The following is a 16,105-nucleotide window of genomic DNA, read 5'->3' on the forward strand; positions in this document are numbered from 1 at the left end:
GACCATCACTGGCTGAAAGTGGTCTGAGCCTAGGCACAGCTGAAATGCACCTTTGAGCAATTTAATTGAACTACAGTAGATTAAATCGGTTCGCTACCGTTACTAGCGCTTAAAGATGAAGAGTTATTCTTCAAATCAGAGTGGAACCACGTCATTAAACGTCTCTGTCACCTATTATGGTGATAGAGGCGTTTTTATTTTATAAAAGGGAGAGAATAAAATGGCAATCAAAATTTTTAATACGTTATCGCGTGAAAAAGAAGTGTTCGTTCCTATGGAAGAGGGCAAAGTAAAGATGTATGTATGTGGCCCTACAGTTTATAACTACATCCATATTGGTAATGCTCGACCTGTAATTGTTTATGATACAGTACGTCGCTACTTGCAATACCGCGGTTATGATGTGACATACGTGTCTAACTTTACGGATGTTGATGATAAAATTATTAAAGCAGCAAATGAGTTAGGCGAGGAAGTTTCGACGTTAACAGAACGCTTTATTAATGCATACTTTGAAGACGTTACAGCACTAGGTTGTAAAAAAGCAGATGCTCATCCACGTGTAATGGATCATATGCAAGATATCATTGAGTTTATTAAAGTGCTAGTAGACAAGGGTTATGCTTATGAGTCGCAAGGTGATGTGTATTACCGTACGCGCAAGTTTAATGGTTATGGTAAATTGTCACATCAATCGATTGATGATTTAAAAGTAGGCGCACGTATCGAAGCAGGTGAAAAGAAAGAAGATGCCCTTGACTTTGCATTATGGAAAGCAGCGAAACCAGGAGAAATTTCATGGGATAGTCCTTGGGGGGCTGGACGACCTGGATGGCATATCGAGTGTTCAGTAATGGCGCGTGAGCATTTAGGAGATACAATTGATATTCATGCGGGCGGACAAGACTTAACATTTCCCCACCATGAGAATGAGATTGCACAATCTGAAGCACATAATGATAAAACATTTGCCCGCTATTGGATGCATAATGGCTACATTAACATTGATAATGAGAAAATGTCTAAGTCATTAGGCAACTTTGTATTAGTTAATGATATTCGCAAAAAAATTGACCCACAAGTGCTGCGCTTCTTTATGTTATCAGTACATTACCGTCATCCGATTAACTTTGCTAAAGATTTAGTTGATGCAGCAGCTACGAGCTTCGAACGTATTAAAACAGCCTATGCTAACGTAGCGCACCGCCTAACAGCTACAACGGATGTCGTACCAGCTGGTGACTGGCTTACACAAATTGCCCAACAACAAGAAGCTTTTGAGTTAGCGATGGATGATGACTTTAATACAGCGAATGCTATTTCAGTATTGTTTGAATTAGCCCGCTTAGCGAATGTATATTTACAAGAAGACAATACATCAAAAGAAGTGTTAGAAAAATTCCTTGCTGTGCTAGAAAAATTAAGTGATGTTTTAGGCTTAGTACTTGTTGAAGAGACTTTACTAGATGAGGAAGTAGAGCAACTTATTCAAGAGCGTATCGATGCGCGTAAAAACAAAGATTTTGCACGCTCAGATGAAATTCGTGATTTACTACAAGCGAAAGGCATCATTTTAGAAGATACGCGTCAAGGTACACGTTGGAAACGAGGTTCACTAAGTGAGTAAACTACGCAAAAGTGATGTGTTACAACTCAATGCTTTGGCGCTAGCTTACATGGGGGATGCAGTATTAGAAGGGCGCATTCGCGCTCATCTATTACATAGCGGTAGAGTCAAGCCTAACACACTGCATAAAGAAGCAACGAAGTATGTATCAGCTAAGGCACAGTCTTCAGTTGTGCAACAGCTATTAGCAGAAGGTTTTTTGACGGAGCAAGAAATTGCGACGTTTAAACGTGGACGTAATGCGAAGTCAGGAACAGTTCCTAAAAACACGGATGTTCGGACATACCGCAACAGCTCAGGGTATGAAGCGGTACTAGGAAGTTTATTTTTGCAAGATGAGCATGCGCGTGCTGATGAAATTATAGATCGCACTATTGAAATATGTGAGCAAATGGAAGGAGAAAGTAAAAAATGAGTGAACAACAAAGCGAAATGATTTGTGGGAAAAACCCCGTATTAGAAGCACTGCGCGCTGGTAGAGAGATTAACAAAATTTTTATTGCAGAAGGCGTTAAAAAGACGGGGGTTAACGAATTATTAGATTTAGCAAGAGAGCGCGGAGTTCTCGTACAATTCGTACCTAAGAAAAAAGTAGAGCAGTTAGCTAATAACGATAACCACCAAGGTATTGTCGCGGCAGTAGCTGCTTATGATTATGCGGAGTTAGAAGATATTTTTTCTGCTGCACAGGCGAAAGGCGAAGATCCATTCATCTTGTTGCTAGATGAGTTAGAAGACCCTCATAACTTAGGCTCAATTATGCGTACAGCAGATGCTGTAGGTGTGCATGGCATTATTATTCCAAAACGTCGCGCAGTAGGTTTAACATCTGTAGTGGCAAAAGCATCGACGGGTGCTATCGAACATGTGCCTGTTGTGCGCGTGAATAACTTATCACAAACGGTAGATACATTAAAAGAACGCGGTATATGGATTGCGGGTACAGATGCAAAGAAATCTGTAGATTATCGAAAGATGGACGCAACTTTACCATTAGCTGTTATTATTGGAAGTGAAGGTAAAGGCATGAGTCGTATATTAAAAGATAAGTGCGATTTTTTGTACCATTTACCAATGGTGGGTCACGTAACCTCGCTAAATGCGTCAGTAGCTGCAGCTTTACTGATGTATGAAGTATATCGTAAACGACAAGAAGAATAATTGCGATGAAACATATTCTTCTTGTTGACGGCTATAATATGATTGGCGATTGGCCAACGTTAAAAAAGTTACGAGAAGTTGACTTTGAAGCAGCTCGTAATCGGTTGGTAGAGTTGCTAGCAGAATATCAAGCCGCTAAAGGTATACGTGTAATTGTGGTATTTGACGCGTATTTAGTGCAAGGGAAGAAGAGTCAATACCGACAAAGTGGGGTAGAAGTGATTTATACCGCTAAAAATGAAACAGCTGATGAGCATATTGAGAAATTATCAAATGAATTAAAAGGCAGACAAGTGCAAATCCACGTTGCGACTTCTGATATGACTGAGCAAAATGTAGTATTTGGTAATGGGGCGCTTCGTAAATCAGCAAGGGAATTAGAAATCGAAGTGGGCATAGCTAAAAAGGCTATTGCTGCTGACGTGGAAAAAACGAAAGTAGCCCGCCGTACTGGGTTAGATGTTTCAGAAACTGTTATGGAGAAGCTAGAACGAATTCGTAGAGGGTTATGAAAGCGGGTGGCGTTAAATGATGGATTTTAAAGCATTGACAGACGAACAAGTAGTTGAATTGATTCAACAAGGTAATGTAGAAGCATTAGACTATATTATAAAAAAATATAAAGTACTTGTTTTGACAAAAGCAAAAACATATTTTTTAATTGGCGCAGATCGTGAAGATATTATACAAGAAGGTATGATAGGTTTATATAAAGCAATTCGTGACTACCGCGATGACAAAAATGCGTCGTTTCGTGTGTTTGCAGAATTATGTGTGACGAGACAAATCATTACGGCAATTAAAACCGCAACTAGACAAAAACATATGCCGCTCAATTCTTATGTGTCATTAGACAAACCAATTTATGAAGAAGATTCAGAGAAAACGTTAGTTGAAACGATGGTAGGTCCTGAAGCGATTGAGCCAGAACACGTCATGCTTCAACAGGAACAACAAGCTTACTTAGAGCTGAAAATGAGCGAGGTCCTAAGCGATTTAGAACAGCGTGTGCTCGCGCTATACTTAGATGGGCAAACATACGGTGAAATTTCAGAGCAACTTGACCGTCATGTTAAGTCAATTGACAATGCATTGCAACGCGTAAAACGTAAATTAGGGCAACATATCGAGGTGGCAGAAATTCTCGGATAGTTTTACACTTTATTGACAGCATGAAAGTAAGGTGATAGTCTTTAAAAGACTAAGTGCCGAAAAGGTGATGACATGGCAAATAAAGTCGCTCTAAGTTGTGAGAAGTGTGGGTCAAGAAATTATTCTATACCTGCTAAAAAAGATGCTACGAAGCGCATCATAATAAAAAAGTATTGTTCTCACTGCAATGAGCATACGGTGCATAAACAAACGGTATAGTGAAATATAGTATAGTATTTTAAGCTGTTCGGAGGTAAGGAAGCATGAATAAAATTATGCAGTTTTTACGTGAAGTCGGCTCTGAAATGCGTAAAACAAGTTGGCCTAAGCGCAAGGAACTCACTAAATACACGCTTGTCGTAATTTCGACAGTAGTATTTATGGCGGCGTTTTTTGCAGTAGTCGACTTTGGTATTTCGCAGTTCATGAAATGGTTCTACTCACTGTGATGAAATAAAATAGTAGTTATGAAATAGCCCGTCACAACATACGGGTTTTTTCATTTGTTTAAACATAAAACTAAGGAGGGACGGACGAGCAGTCCTATATAATTATGGAGAAAAATTGGTACGTCGTTCATACGTATTCAGGTTATGAAAACCGAGTAAAGCAAAACTTAGAAAAACGAGTAGAAACGATGGGGATGACGGATAAAATTTTCCGTGTAGTAGTTCCTGAACGTGAAGAAACGGAAATTAAAGATGGTAAGAAAAAAACATATATGCGTAAAGTGTTCCCGGGTTACGTATTAGTTGAGCTTATTATGACAGATGATTCTTGGTACGTCGTACGAAATACGCCAGGGGTTACAGGCTTTATCGGCTCTTCAGGTGGCGGCGCGAAACCAACGCCATTATTACCTGATGAAGTTTCACGTTTACTTGATCAGATGGGTATGACAGAAGATGTTGGCGCTGATATTGTTGTTGGTGATTTAGTAGAAGTACTAGAAGGGCCATTTGCGCACTTCCAAGGTAAAGTTGAAGCGGTTAATACCGAAGAAGAGTTATTAACGGTAATCGTTGACATGTTTGGGCGCGAAACAAACATGGAACTTAGCTTTGCACAAGTTACTAAAGTTTAAAGATAAAATGACTTGCTAACATAAAATAAAAGTGGTATCATTTCATAGGTCAGACCGTCACTTTTAAGTGGGTCAGATTTTATATGTTTAAATGTTATCAGTTTATAGGCTGACAGACAGATATGAGTGGGAGGGGCAACCCAATTACCACATCACGGACTTAAGGAGGTGTGTCTCGTGGCTAAAAAAGTTACTAAAGTTGTAAAACTTCAAATTCCTGCTGGTAAAGCTAACCCAGCTCCACCGGTTGGTCCTGCATTAGGTCAAGCAGGTGTAAACATCATGGGATTCTGTAAAGAGTTCAATGCGCGTACTGCAGATCAAGCTGGTCTTATTATTCCAGTTGAAATTTCAGTATTCGAGGACCGTTCATTCACTTTCATTACGAAAACTCCACCCGCAGCAGTGTTACTTAAAGTAGCAGCTGGCGTTCAAAAGGGATCTGGTGAACCTAACCGTAACAAAGTAGCAACGGTTAAACGTGATAAAGTTCGCGAAATCGCTGAAACAAAAATGCCAGACCTTAATGCTGCATCAGTAGAAGCTGCAATGTTAATGGTTGAAGGTACTGCACGAAGCATGGGTATCACGATTGAAGACTAATTTTTACTACTCAATTCACTTGATGAAGTAATTGTTTTTGGAGGTTGCGGAGTTTCTTTTGTAAACGCGCAACCTTTATTCGTGGGAGGTAAAATCCGTTAAAACCACAATCAAGGAGGAAAACATACAATGGCTAAAAAAGGTAAAAAGCTACAAGAAGCGGCTAAATTAATCGACCGCAACGCTGTATATTCTGTTGAAGAAGCAATGGAATTAGCGAAAAAAACGAGCACAGTTAACTTTGACGCTACAGTTGAAGTTGCATTCCGTTTAGGAATTGACACTCGTAAAAATGACCAACAAATCCGTGGTGCAGTAGTGCTACCAAACGGTACTGGTAAAACACAAAAAGTATTAGTTTTCGCTAAAGGTGAAAAACTTAAAGAAGCTGAAGCTGCTGGTGCAGACTACGTAGGCGATGCAGAGTACATCCAAAAAATCCAAGGTGGCTGGTTCGATTTCGACGTTATCGTTGCAACACCAGACATGATGGGTGAAGTTGGTAAACTTGGTCGCGTATTAGGACCTAAAGGTTTAATGCCAAACCCTAAAACTGGCACAGTTACTTTCGACGTAGCAAAAGCTATCGAAGAAATCAAAGCTGGTAAAGTAGAATACCGTGCTGAAAAAGCGGGTATCATCCACGCACCAATCGGTAAAGCATCATTTGACGCTGAAAAATTAGTTGAAAACTTTAAAGCGGTATTTGACGTAGTAGCTAAAGCTAAGCCTGCTTCTGCAAAAGGTACTTACATGAAGTCAGTAAACGTTACAACTACAATGGGTCCTGCTATCAAAATTGATACAGCATCAGTAGAAGTAAAATAATATATAAATATGATTGACAGGTGCTATATAATTTGTTATTATTAGCACCGTTGTGAATCATCCATTTGTACCGTAGACAGTAGGCGTGCTAGTCACTTAATTTCCTACCGAGGACAACGGAATTCAGATTCTTTTTAAGATGATGATATTCTGCCTCTATGTCTGCTCGAGATGTAGGGGCTTTTTTCGGTATAAATGACCCATTCTAAATAGGAGGTGTCATCAAGATGAGCCAAGCAATTGAAATTAAAAAAGGTCAAGTTCAAGAAATCGCTGAGAAATTCAAATCAGCTGCTTCTGTAGTAGTAGTTGACTACCGTGGTTTAACAGTAGCTCAAGTTACTGAATTACGTAAACAATTACGCGAAGCTGGTGTTGAATACAAAGTTTACAAAAACTCACTTACTCGCCGTGCAGCAGAACAAGAAGGATTTGAAGGTATCAATGAATTCTTAACTGGTCCAAACGCTATCGCTTTCTCTAATGAAGACGTTGTAGCACCAGCTAAAATCATTAACGATTTCGCTAAAGCTAACGAACAATTAGAAATTAAAGCAGGTATTATCGAAGGTAACGTATCTTCAGCTGAAGACATTAAAGCACTTGCAGAACTTCCATCACGCGAAGGTCTACTATCTATGCTTTTATCTGTACTACAAGCTCCAGTACGCAACTTCGCTCTTGCAACAAAAGCTGTTGCAGAACAAAAAGAAGAACAAGGCGCGTAAGTCTTGCTTCGTAAATGCAGCATAATGTTGCATACTAAAACAACATCCAATTAGGAGGAAATTATAATGAACAAAGATCAAATCTTAGAAGCTATCAAAGCTATGACAGTTCTTGAGTTAAACGATTTAGTAAAAGCAATCGAAGAAGAATTCGGTGTTACTGCAGCTGCTCCTGTAGCAGTTATGGGTGGCGCTGGTGGCGGCGACGCTGCAGCTGAAAAAACAGAATTCGACGTAGTTCTTGAGTCAGCTGGCGCTCAAAAAATTAAAGTAATCAAAGTGGTTCGTGAAATCACTGGTTTAGGCTTAAAAGAAGCTAAAGAATTAGTAGACAACGCTCCAAAAGCTCTTAAAGAGGGCGTTGCTAAAGAAGAAGCAGAAGAAATGAAAGCTAAACTTGAAGAAGTAGGCGCATCTGCAGAACTTAAGTAATTCTTTTTGAACAAAAAAAGAAAGCTCGTCATTATTTGTGGCGAGCTTTTCTTCATTTTATTTTAAGGAGGACGAAACGATGTCTGAACATTATTACTCAAACCAGCCTAAAGTGGAAAGTAAACCTCAGCATTTCCAGTTTACTCTGTTAGGACATACGTTTACGTTTGCAACCGATGCGGGTGTTTTTAGTAAAAGCGAGGTAGATTTTGGTTCCCGCGTGCTCATCGATGCTTTCGAGTTACCTGAAGTAGAAGGTGATTTACTCGATGTTGGTTGTGGTTATGGACCGATCGGTTTGTCGATGGCTAAAACATATCCCGAACGTCAAGTACAGATGGTCGATGTCAATGAACGTGCACTGGATTTAAGTCGTAAAAATGCACAGCAAAACGGGATTCAAAATGTACGCATATATTCAAGTGATGGACTATCTGCGGTGTCCGATGACCAGCAAATAGCAGCAGTCATTACTAATCCGCCGATTCGTGCAGGGAAAGAGACAGTGTTTCGTTTTTATAAAGGGGCATATACTTTACTTGTAGAGGGTGGAGAGTTGTGGGTGGTTATCCAAAAGAAGCAAGGCGCACCTTCAACAGTTGCCTATTTAGAAGAGTTATTCGGAGAAGTAGCCGTAATAGAAAAGAAAAAAGGTTATTGGATTGTAAAAGCTGTTAAAACAGCGTAATAGTCAATATTATTGACTTGACAAATCAATTATGATAACATAATAAAATGCAAAATTATTATTTTGAGGTCGTATGCCCTTTTTTATAAAGGAGCATATTACCAAGTAACATAATGTTTGGTTAACCGAAAATGCGGTCTTATTTTGGTAAGGCTCGTTTTCTTTTTGTCTTTCGAAATCATACACTATATCTATGTTTTTGAAAAGACCCATTATCGCTTTAATGAGGGGTGAATGAGTTGACAGGTCAACTAGTTCAATACGGACAACACCGCCAGCGCAGAAGTTTTGCGCGTATTAAAGAGGTGCTTGAGCTTCCGAATTTAATTGAAATTCAAACAGCATCTTATGAGTGGTTCCTTGAAGAAGGTTTACGTGAAATGTTTAAAGACATTTCACCAATTGAGGATTTTACAGGCAATCTGTCGTTAGAATTCATCGATTATAAGTTAGGGGAACCTAAATATGACGTCGATGAAAGTAAAGAGCGCGATGTAACATACGCAGCACCACTGCGTGTGAAAGTGCGACTGTATATCCGAGAAACAGACGAAGTGAAAGAGCAAGAAGTATTTATGGGAGATTTCCCATTAATGACAGAGACGGGTACATTCATCATCAATGGTGCTGAACGTGTAATCGTATCTCAGTTAGTGCGTTCTCCAAGCGTTTATTTCCATGATAAAACAGATAAAAATGGTAAACGTGGTTTTGGAGCAACTGTTATTCCTAACCGTGGTGCATGGTTAGAGTATGAGACAGATGCGAAAGACGTAGTTTATGTGCGTATTGACCGTACACGTAAATTGCCAGTAACAGTATTGTTACGTGCGCTAGGCTTAAGCTCAGATCAAGAAATCATCGATGTAATCGGTGATAATGAGTACTTGCGTAATACACTAGAAAAAGACAATACAGAAGGTACAGAAAAAGCGCTATTAGAAATCTATGAGCGTTTACGCCCAGGCGAACCACCAACTGTAGAAAGTGCTAAAAGTTTATTATTCTCACGTTTCTTCGATGCTAAACGTTATGATTTAGCTAATGTTGGACGTTATAAAATGAATAAAAAATTACACATTAAAAATCGTTTATTCAACCAAACGATTGCACAAGACTTAATCGACCCTGAAACAGGTGAGATTTTAGTTGAAGAAGGTACATTATTAGATCGTCGTACGTTAAACCGCATTTTACCTTACTTAGAGGATGCTAATAAACGTATCGGTATCGAATCAATTAGCCAAGTAAATGGCGTATTAGAAGAAGATATTGATATTCAAACGATTAAAATTTATGCGCCTAAAGATGATACACAAAAAGAAATCAACGTAATTAGTAATGGTTACATTACAGAAGACGTTAAAAATATTACACCAGCTGATATTATTTCATCAATTAGCTACTTCTTTAACTTGCTTTACAAAGTAGGAACAACAGATGATATTGACCATTTAGGTAATCGTCGTCTTCGTTCTGTAGGTGAGTTGCTACAAAATCAATTCCGTATCGGTTTATCTCGTATGGAGCGTGTAGTAAAAGAACGTATGTCAATTAATGATACAGCTGCAATTATGCCACAGCAGCTAATTAATATTCGTCCTGTAATTGCATCAATTAAAGAGTTCTTTGGTAGCTCTCAATTATCGCAATTCATGGACCAAACAAACCCGTTAGCCGAGTTAACGCATAAACGTCGTCTATCAGCATTAGGACCTGGTGGTTTAACACGTGAGCGTGCTGGTTTCGAAGTACGTGACGTTCACTACTCTCACTATGGTCGTATGTGTCCAATTGAAACGCCAGAGGGCCCGAACATTGGTTTAATTAACTCGCTATCATCATTTGCCAAAGTGAATAAATTTGGCTTTATCGAAACACCATATCGTCGTGTTGATCATGAAACTGGTCAAGTGACGGAGCACATTGATTACTTAACAGCTGACGAAGAAGATAATTACTACGTTGCGCAAGCCAATTCTACTTTAAATCCAGATGGCACATTTGCAAACGATGAAGTAGTAGGACGTTTCCGTGGTGATAACACGGTGTTTAATAAAGAGAAAATCGATTACATGGACGTTTCACCGAAACAAGTTGTTTCAGCTGCGACAGCATGTATTCCGTTCTTAGAAAACGATGACTCTAACCGTGCACTTATGGGTGCAAACATGCAACGTCAAGCTGTTCCGTTATTAAATCCAGAAGCGCCATTCGTTGGTACTGGTATGGAGCATGTGGACGCGCGTGACTCAGGTGCTGCGGTTGTAGCTAAATATGATGGTATTGTTGAACATGTTGAAGCGCGTCAAATCTTAGTTCGTCGTATTGAAATTAGCGACGGCAAAGAAGTGAAAGGCGATTTAACAACGTATAAATTACAAAAATTTATTCGTTCAAACCAAGGTACATCTTATAACCAACGTCCAATCGTTAAGGTTGGTGACCGCGTTAAGCCGCTTGATATTTTAGCTGATGGTCCTTCGATGGAACTTGGCGAATTAGCATTAGGCCGTAACGTGCTTGTTGCATTCATGACGTGGGATGGCTTTAACTATGAGGATGCGATCATCATGAGTGAACGCCTAGTTAAAGATGATGTATACACATCTATTCATATTGAAGAATACGAATCAGAATCACGTGATACAAAATTAGGACCTGAAGAAATTACACGCGATATTCCTAACGTTGGTGAAGAAGCACTTCGTAACTTAGACGATCGTGGTATTATTCGCATTGGTGCTGAGGTGCGTGATGGTGATATTTTAGTAGGTAAAGTTACGCCTAAAGGTGTTACTGAGCTTACAGCTGAAGAGCGCTTACTACATGCAATCTTCGGTGAAAAAGCACGTGAAGTACGTGATACATCACTACGCGTTCCACACGGTGCAGGCGGTATTGTACTAGACGTTAAAGTCTTCAACCGTGAAGATGGAGACGAATTACCACCGGGTGTTAACCAATTAGTACGTGTATATATCGTACAAAAACGTAAAATCCGTGTTGGTGATAAAATGGCCGGACGACATGGTAACAAAGGTGTTATCTCTCGTATCCTTCCAGAAGAAGATATGCCATTTATGCCAGACGGCACACCAGTTGATATCATGTTAAACCCATTAGGCGTACCTTCTCGTATGAACATCGGACAAGTATTAGAGTTACATTTAGGTATGGCAGCTCGTTACTTAGGCGTTCATATGGCAACACCAGTATTTGATGGTGCTAATGAAGAAGACGTTTGGGAGACGATGGAAGAAGCAGGTATGAACCGTGATGGTAAAACAATTTTGTATGATGGACGCTCAGGCGAACCATTTGATAACCGCGTTTCTGTAGGTATCATGTACATGATTAAATTAGCCCACATGGTTGATGATAAACTTCATGCTCGTTCTACTGGACCATACTCACTTGTTACACAACAACCACTGGGCGGTAAAGCTCAATTTGGTGGACAACGTTTCGGTGAGATGGAGGTTTGGGCACTTGAAGCTTATGGTGCTGCTTACACATTACAAGAAATTTTAACAGTAAAATCGGATGACGTCGTAGGACGTGTTAAAACATACGAAGCAATTGTTAAAGGTGAAAGCGTTCCAGAACCAGGCGTTCCAGAGTCATTTAAAGTATTAATTAAAGAACTGCAAAGTTTAGGTATGGACGTTAAAATGTTAACGATTAACGACGAAGAAGTTGAACTTCGTGACTTAGACGAAGAGGACGAAATTCAACCGTCAAATGCTTTAAATTTAGCGCAAGAAAAAGAAGAAACAGTAGAGTAAGTTAAAAGGGCGTGTGCGTCATGCCTCGCCCTTTTTAATATAAAGTTGTACGTTAAAAGTTGTTGAGCTACGAATAATAAAGTCCAAGAGACTTAGACTAGAGGGAGGTAGGCTCCTTGATAGACGTTAATGAATTTGAGTATATGAAAATCGGTTTAGCTTCACCTGATAAAATTCGTTCATGGTCATACGGTGAGGTAAAAAAGCCTGAAACAATTAACTATCGAACGTTGAAGCCTGAAAAAGATGGATTATTCTGCGAGCGTATTTTCGGTCCTACAAAAGACTGGGAATGTCACTGTGGTAAATATAAACGTGTACGTTATAAAGGTGTAGTTTGTGACCGTTGTGGCGTGGAAGTAACACGTGCTAAAGTACGTCGTGAACGCATGGGTCATATTGAATTAGCAGCACCGGTATCACATATTTGGTATTTTAAAGGTATTCCAAGCCGTATGGGTCTTATTTTAGATATGTCACCACGTACGTTAGAAGAAGTAATTTACTTCGCTTCTTACGTTGTAACAGATCCAGGTACTGTACCTGAAATCACGTATAAACAATTACTATCTGAAAAAGAATACCGTTACTGTGTAGATAAATACGGTGATAGCTTCCAAGCAGGTATGGGTGCAGAAGCAATCAAAACCTTACTGCGCAATATTGATTTAGAAGAAGAAACGACAGCACTTAAAGAAGAATTAAAAACAGCACAAGGTCAACGTCGTACGCGTGCGATTAAACGCCTTGAAGTTGTAGAGTCATTCCGTAATTCTGGAAATATGCCAGAATGGATGATTTTAGATGTGCTACCAGTTATCCCACCTGAAATTCGCCCAATGGTTCAATTAGATGGTGGACGCTTTGCGACATCTGACTTAAACGATTTATATCGTCGTGTTATTAACCGTAACAACCGTTTAAAACGACTGCTTGATCTTGGTGCACCTAGCATCATCGTGCAAAACGAAAAACGTATGTTACAAGAAGCAGTAGACGCACTAATCGACAATGGTCGTCGTGGTCGTCCAGTTACTGGTCCAGGTAACCGTCCATTAAAATCGTTATCTCATATGCTTAAAGGTAAACAAGGTCGTTTCCGTCAAAACTTACTAGGTAAACGTGTTGACTACTCTGGTCGTTCGGTTATCGTTGTAGGTCCAAACTTAAAAATGTACCAATGTGGTTTACCAAAAGAAATGGCCATCGAATTATTTAAGCCTTTCGTAATGAAAGAATTAGTAGGCCGTGGTCTAGCTCATAATATTAAGAGTGCTAAACGTAAAATTGAGCGTTTACATGATGATGTATGGGACGTTCTTGAAGATGTCATTCGTGAGCACCCGGTATTATTAAACCGTGCACCAACGCTTCACCGACTCGGTATTCAAGCGTTTGAGCCAACATTAGTAGAAGGTCGTGCGATCCGTTTACACCCGTTAGTATGTACAGCTTATAACGCTGACTTCGATGGTGACCAAATGGCTGTTCACGTACCTTTATCTGCTGAAGCACAAGCCGAGGCACGTTTATTAATGCTAGCTGCACAAAATATCCTAAACCCGAAAGATGGTAAACCAGTAGTAACGCCATCTCAAGATATGGTTTTAGGTAACTATTACTTAACTTTAGAGCGTGAAGGCGCACGTGGTGAAGGTAATATTTATAGTGATACAGATGAAGTGTTAATTGCTTACCAAAATGGTCATGTACATTTACACACACGTATTGCTGTGCAAGCAAGTTCACTTAAAAACCAAACATTTACGGAAGAGCAAAACAGCAAGTTTTTATTAACTTCTGTAGGTAAAGTAATCTTTAATGAAATTTTACCAGCTTCATTCCCATATATTAATGAACCAACAGATTACAATTTAGAAGAAGCTACGCCAATGACATACTTCGTTAACTTAAATGTAGATGAAGAAATGTTAGCAGAGCTTGAACAAGACACTTCTTATCAAGCACTAGCAGAAGACGAGAAAATTGCAGCACAACGCCAAGCCGTATTAAAGAAATACTTTGCTGAAGTACCAGCAGTGGCGCCATTCCGTAAGAAGTTCCTAGGTAATATTATTGCTGAAGTATTCAAGCGATTCCATATTACAGAAACATCTCGCATGTTAGACCGCATGAAAGATTTAGGCTTTAAGTATTCTACTCGAGCAGGTATTACTGTAGGTGTATCTGATATCGTAGTATTACCGAATAAAGGTGAAATTTTACAAACTGCTCAAGAACAAGTTGACCGTGTCCAAATGCAATTCCGTCGCGGTTTAATTACAGAAGACGAGCGCTATCAACGTGTTATTGCTAGCTGGACAAAGGCTAAAGATGATATTCAAGCTAAGCTTATGAAGTCGCTTGATAAAACGAACCCAATCTTTATGATGAGTGACTCAGGTGCCCGTGGTAACGCATCTAACTTTACGCAACTTGCTGGTATGCGTGGTCTGATGGCCAACCCGGCTGGTCGTATTATCGAGTTACCAATCAAGTCTTCTTTCCGTGAAGGTTTAACCGTTTTAGAGTACTTCATTTCTACTCATGGTGCGCGTAAAGGTCTTGCCGATACAGCACTTAAAACAGCCGATTCAGGTTACTTAACACGTCGTTTAGTAGACGTAGCACAAGACGTTATTGTCCGAGAAGACGACTGTGGCACAGACCGCGGTTTAACAATCGGCGCATTAATGGAAGGTAGCGAAGTAATTGAAACGTTAGATGAGCGTATTGTAGGTCGTCATACGAAGAAAACGATTTTTGTACCAGGTACAGATGAAGTGCTATTAGCTAAAGATGGCTTAATTACACAAGATATTGCACGTAAAATTATGGAGTTAGGTATTGAGGAAGTAACAATCCGCTCGGCATTTACATGTAATACAAAGCATGGTGTATGTAAAAAATGTTACGGTATTAACTTGGCAACTGGTGAAAACGTTGAGGTTGGTGAAGCAGTAGGTATTATTGCTGCTCAATCTATCGGTGAGCCAGGTACACAGTTAACGATGCGTACCTTCCATACAGGTGGGGTAGCTGGGGATGACATTACACAAGGTCTTCCACGTATCCAAGAGATTTTCGAAGCGCGTAACCCTAAAGGTCAAGCAGTTATCTCAGAAATTGCAGGTACTGTAACGGAAATCGAAGAAATTCGCGAAGGATTAAAAGAGCTTACTATTACAGGTGAAGTAGAGACACGCAAGTATCAAGCACCTTATAATGCACGCTTAAAAGTGCAAGAAGGCGATACAGTAGAGCGCGGTCAAAGCTTGACAGAAGGTTCTATTGATCCAAAGCAATTATTAAAAGTAAAAGACGTAGCTGCGGTACAAGATTACTTATTAAAAGAAGTACAAAAAGTTTATCGTATGCAAGGTGTAGAAATCGGTGATAAGCACGTTGAAGTTATGGTTCGTCAAATGTTACGTAAAGTACGTGTAATCGAAGCAGGCGATACAGACTTATTACCAGGTTCATTATTAGATATTCACCAATTTGCTGATGCTAACGCAGATATCGTAATCAAAGGTAAAAACCCAGCGACTTGTCGCCCGGTAATCCTAGGTATTACGAAAGCATCGCTAGAAACAGAATCATTCTTATCGGCTGCTTCATTCCAAGAAACAACTCGTGTGTTAACAGATGCAGCGATTAAAGGTAAGCGTGATGAGTTACTAGGACTTAAAGAGAACGTAATTATTGGTAAACTTGTTCCAGCAGGTACTGGTATGCAACGTTATCGTCAAATTGAAATTGAACAAGATTTAGCACCAAAGCAAGAAGCTTCACCTATTGAGTAAACAAATAAAGAAGAGATGTTGTCATCTCTTCTTTATTTCATGCTATAAACAGTTGACAGTGAAATTCAGAAATGATAATATATCTAGGGTTGATAGTTATACTTTATGTGTAGCTGTCATTGGTACAAAGCAAGTGATTGAAGCAGCAACAGCATACAAGGTCGATAACGACTTATTCTCGCTTAAGATGACTGGGCAATTGGTTTGG

At 39.6% G+C, this 16,105-nt stretch carries 15 protein-coding genes and 2 other annotated features (1 of these 17 running past the window's edge); all 15 genes read left to right on the forward strand.

Features of this window, described 5'->3' with window-relative positions; translation table 11 throughout:
• Positions 1-169, forward strand: a binding site (T-box leader); it begins 49 nt to the left of the window's first position.
• A 51-nt stretch (positions 170-220) separates the two neighbouring features.
• Positions 221-1,627 carry a cysteine--tRNA ligase gene (cysS, locus tag DDE80_RS01690; RefSeq protein ID WP_108305962.1) on the forward strand — a complete coding sequence of 469 codons (1,407 nt, stop codon included), beginning with the start codon at positions 221-223 and terminating at the stop codon, positions 1,625-1,627.
• The gene (locus DDE80_RS01695) at positions 1,620-2,042 is read left to right on the forward strand and encodes a Mini-ribonuclease 3 (RefSeq protein WP_282432373.1); all 423 of its coding nucleotides are present in this window, start codon (positions 1,620-1,622) and stop codon (positions 2,040-2,042) included. The genes cysS and DDE80_RS01695 overlap by 8 nt, the downstream gene beginning before the upstream one ends.
• Positions 2,039-2,788, forward strand: coding sequence for a 23S rRNA (guanosine(2251)-2'-O)-methyltransferase RlmB (rlmB, locus tag DDE80_RS01700; RefSeq protein ID WP_108305963.1), 750 nt, complete (start codon positions 2,039-2,041; stop codon positions 2,786-2,788). Before DDE80_RS01695 ends, rlmB begins: the two co-directional genes overlap by 4 nt.
• A 5-nt stretch (positions 2,789-2,793) precedes the next feature.
• Positions 2,794-3,300: an NYN domain-containing protein gene (locus tag DDE80_RS01705; RefSeq protein WP_108305964.1), complete on the forward strand. Its 507-nt coding sequence runs from the start codon at positions 2,794-2,796 to the stop codon at positions 3,298-3,300.
• Between the two features lie 16 nt (positions 3,301-3,316).
• Positions 3,317-3,940, forward strand: coding sequence for an RNA polymerase sporulation sigma factor SigH (sigH, locus tag DDE80_RS01710; protein ID WP_108305965.1), 624 nt, complete (start codon positions 3,317-3,319; stop codon positions 3,938-3,940).
• Positions 3,941-4,012: 72 nt separating this feature from the next.
• A complete protein-coding gene (gene rpmG, locus DDE80_RS01715; RefSeq protein ID WP_108305966.1) occupies positions 4,013-4,159 on the forward strand; it encodes a 50S ribosomal protein L33 in 147 nt (48 codons plus the stop codon).
• A 44-nt stretch (positions 4,160-4,203) separates the two neighbouring features.
• Positions 4,204-4,389 (forward strand): preprotein translocase subunit SecE, encoded by a 186-nt coding sequence (gene secE / locus DDE80_RS01720; RefSeq protein WP_108305967.1) that lies wholly within the window; start codon positions 4,204-4,206, stop codon positions 4,387-4,389.
• A gap of 104 nt (positions 4,390-4,493) precedes the next feature.
• Positions 4,494-5,024, forward strand: a complete 531-nt coding sequence (gene nusG, locus DDE80_RS01725) for a transcription termination/antitermination protein NusG (RefSeq protein WP_108305968.1) — start codon at positions 4,494-4,496, stop codon at positions 5,022-5,024.
• A 177-nt stretch (positions 5,025-5,201) separates the two neighbouring features.
• Positions 5,202-5,627, forward strand: a complete 426-nt coding sequence (gene rplK, locus DDE80_RS01730) for a 50S ribosomal protein L11 (RefSeq protein ID WP_036143343.1) — start codon at positions 5,202-5,204, stop codon at positions 5,625-5,627.
• 129 nt (positions 5,628-5,756) lie between these two features.
• Positions 5,757-6,455: a 50S ribosomal protein L1 gene (gene rplA, locus DDE80_RS01735; RefSeq protein ID WP_108305969.1), complete on the forward strand. Its 699-nt coding sequence runs from the start codon at positions 5,757-5,759 to the stop codon at positions 6,453-6,455.
• Between the two features lie 52 nt (positions 6,456-6,507).
• Positions 6,508-6,650 (forward strand) — a sequence feature (ribosomal protein L10 leader region).
• Positions 6,651-6,682: 32 nt separating this feature from the next.
• Positions 6,683-7,183 carry a 50S ribosomal protein L10 gene (rplJ, locus tag DDE80_RS01740; RefSeq protein ID WP_108305970.1) on the forward strand — a complete coding sequence of 167 codons (501 nt, stop codon included), beginning with the start codon at positions 6,683-6,685 and terminating at the stop codon, positions 7,181-7,183.
• 66 nt (positions 7,184-7,249) lie between these two features.
• Positions 7,250-7,615: a 50S ribosomal protein L7/L12 gene (gene rplL / locus DDE80_RS01745; protein ID WP_108305971.1), complete on the forward strand. Its 366-nt coding sequence runs from the start codon at positions 7,250-7,252 to the stop codon at positions 7,613-7,615.
• A gap of 79 nt (positions 7,616-7,694) precedes the next feature.
• Positions 7,695-8,303, forward strand: a complete 609-nt coding sequence (locus DDE80_RS01750) for a class I SAM-dependent methyltransferase (RefSeq protein ID WP_108305972.1) — start codon at positions 7,695-7,697, stop codon at positions 8,301-8,303.
• Positions 8,304-8,533: 230 nt separating this feature from the next.
• The gene (rpoB, locus tag DDE80_RS01755; protein WP_201261477.1) at positions 8,534-12,091 is read left to right on the forward strand and encodes a DNA-directed RNA polymerase subunit beta; all 3,558 of its coding nucleotides are present in this window, start codon (positions 8,534-8,536) and stop codon (positions 12,089-12,091) included.
• A gap of 116 nt (positions 12,092-12,207) precedes the next feature.
• Positions 12,208-15,897: a DNA-directed RNA polymerase subunit beta' gene (gene rpoC / locus DDE80_RS01760; RefSeq protein WP_108305974.1), complete on the forward strand. Its 3,690-nt coding sequence runs from the start codon at positions 12,208-12,210 to the stop codon at positions 15,895-15,897.
• Positions 15,898-16,105 lie beyond the last annotated feature (208 nt).

The organism is Metalysinibacillus jejuensis, assembly GCF_003057615.1.
GTDB lineage: Bacteria > Bacillota > Bacilli > Bacillales_A > Planococcaceae > Metalysinibacillus > Metalysinibacillus jejuensis.

Excerpts from the sequence above, each read along its gene's own strand:
- sigH (WP_108305965.1), top strand. The coding sequence starts at position 3,317 with ATGATGGATTTTAAAGCATTGACAGACGAACAAGTAGTTGAATTGATT.
- rpmG (WP_108305966.1), top strand. The coding sequence starts at position 4,013 with ATGGCAAATAAAGTCGCTCTAAGTTGTGAGAAGTGTGGGTCAAGAAAT.
- secE (WP_108305967.1), top strand. The coding sequence starts at position 4,204 with ATGAATAAAATTATGCAGTTTTTACGTGAAGTCGGCTCTGAAATGCGT.
- rlmB (WP_108305963.1), top strand. The coding sequence starts at position 2,039 with ATGAGTGAACAACAAAGCGAAATGATTTGTGGGAAAAACCCCGTATTA.
- DDE80_RS01705 (WP_108305964.1), top strand. The coding sequence starts at position 2,794 with ATGAAACATATTCTTCTTGTTGACGGCTATAATATGATTGGCGATTGG.
- rplJ (WP_108305970.1), top strand. The coding sequence starts at position 6,683 with ATGAGCCAAGCAATTGAAATTAAAAAAGGTCAAGTTCAAGAAATCGCT.
- DDE80_RS01750 (WP_108305972.1), top strand. The coding sequence starts at position 7,695 with ATGTCTGAACATTATTACTCAAACCAGCCTAAAGTGGAAAGTAAACCT.
- cysS (WP_108305962.1), top strand. The coding sequence starts at position 221 with ATGGCAATCAAAATTTTTAATACGTTATCGCGTGAAAAAGAAGTGTTC.
- nusG (WP_108305968.1), top strand. The coding sequence starts at position 4,494 with ATGGAGAAAAATTGGTACGTCGTTCATACGTATTCAGGTTATGAAAAC.
- rplA (WP_108305969.1), top strand. The coding sequence starts at position 5,757 with ATGGCTAAAAAAGGTAAAAAGCTACAAGAAGCGGCTAAATTAATCGAC.
- rplL (WP_108305971.1), top strand. The coding sequence starts at position 7,250 with ATGAACAAAGATCAAATCTTAGAAGCTATCAAAGCTATGACAGTTCTT.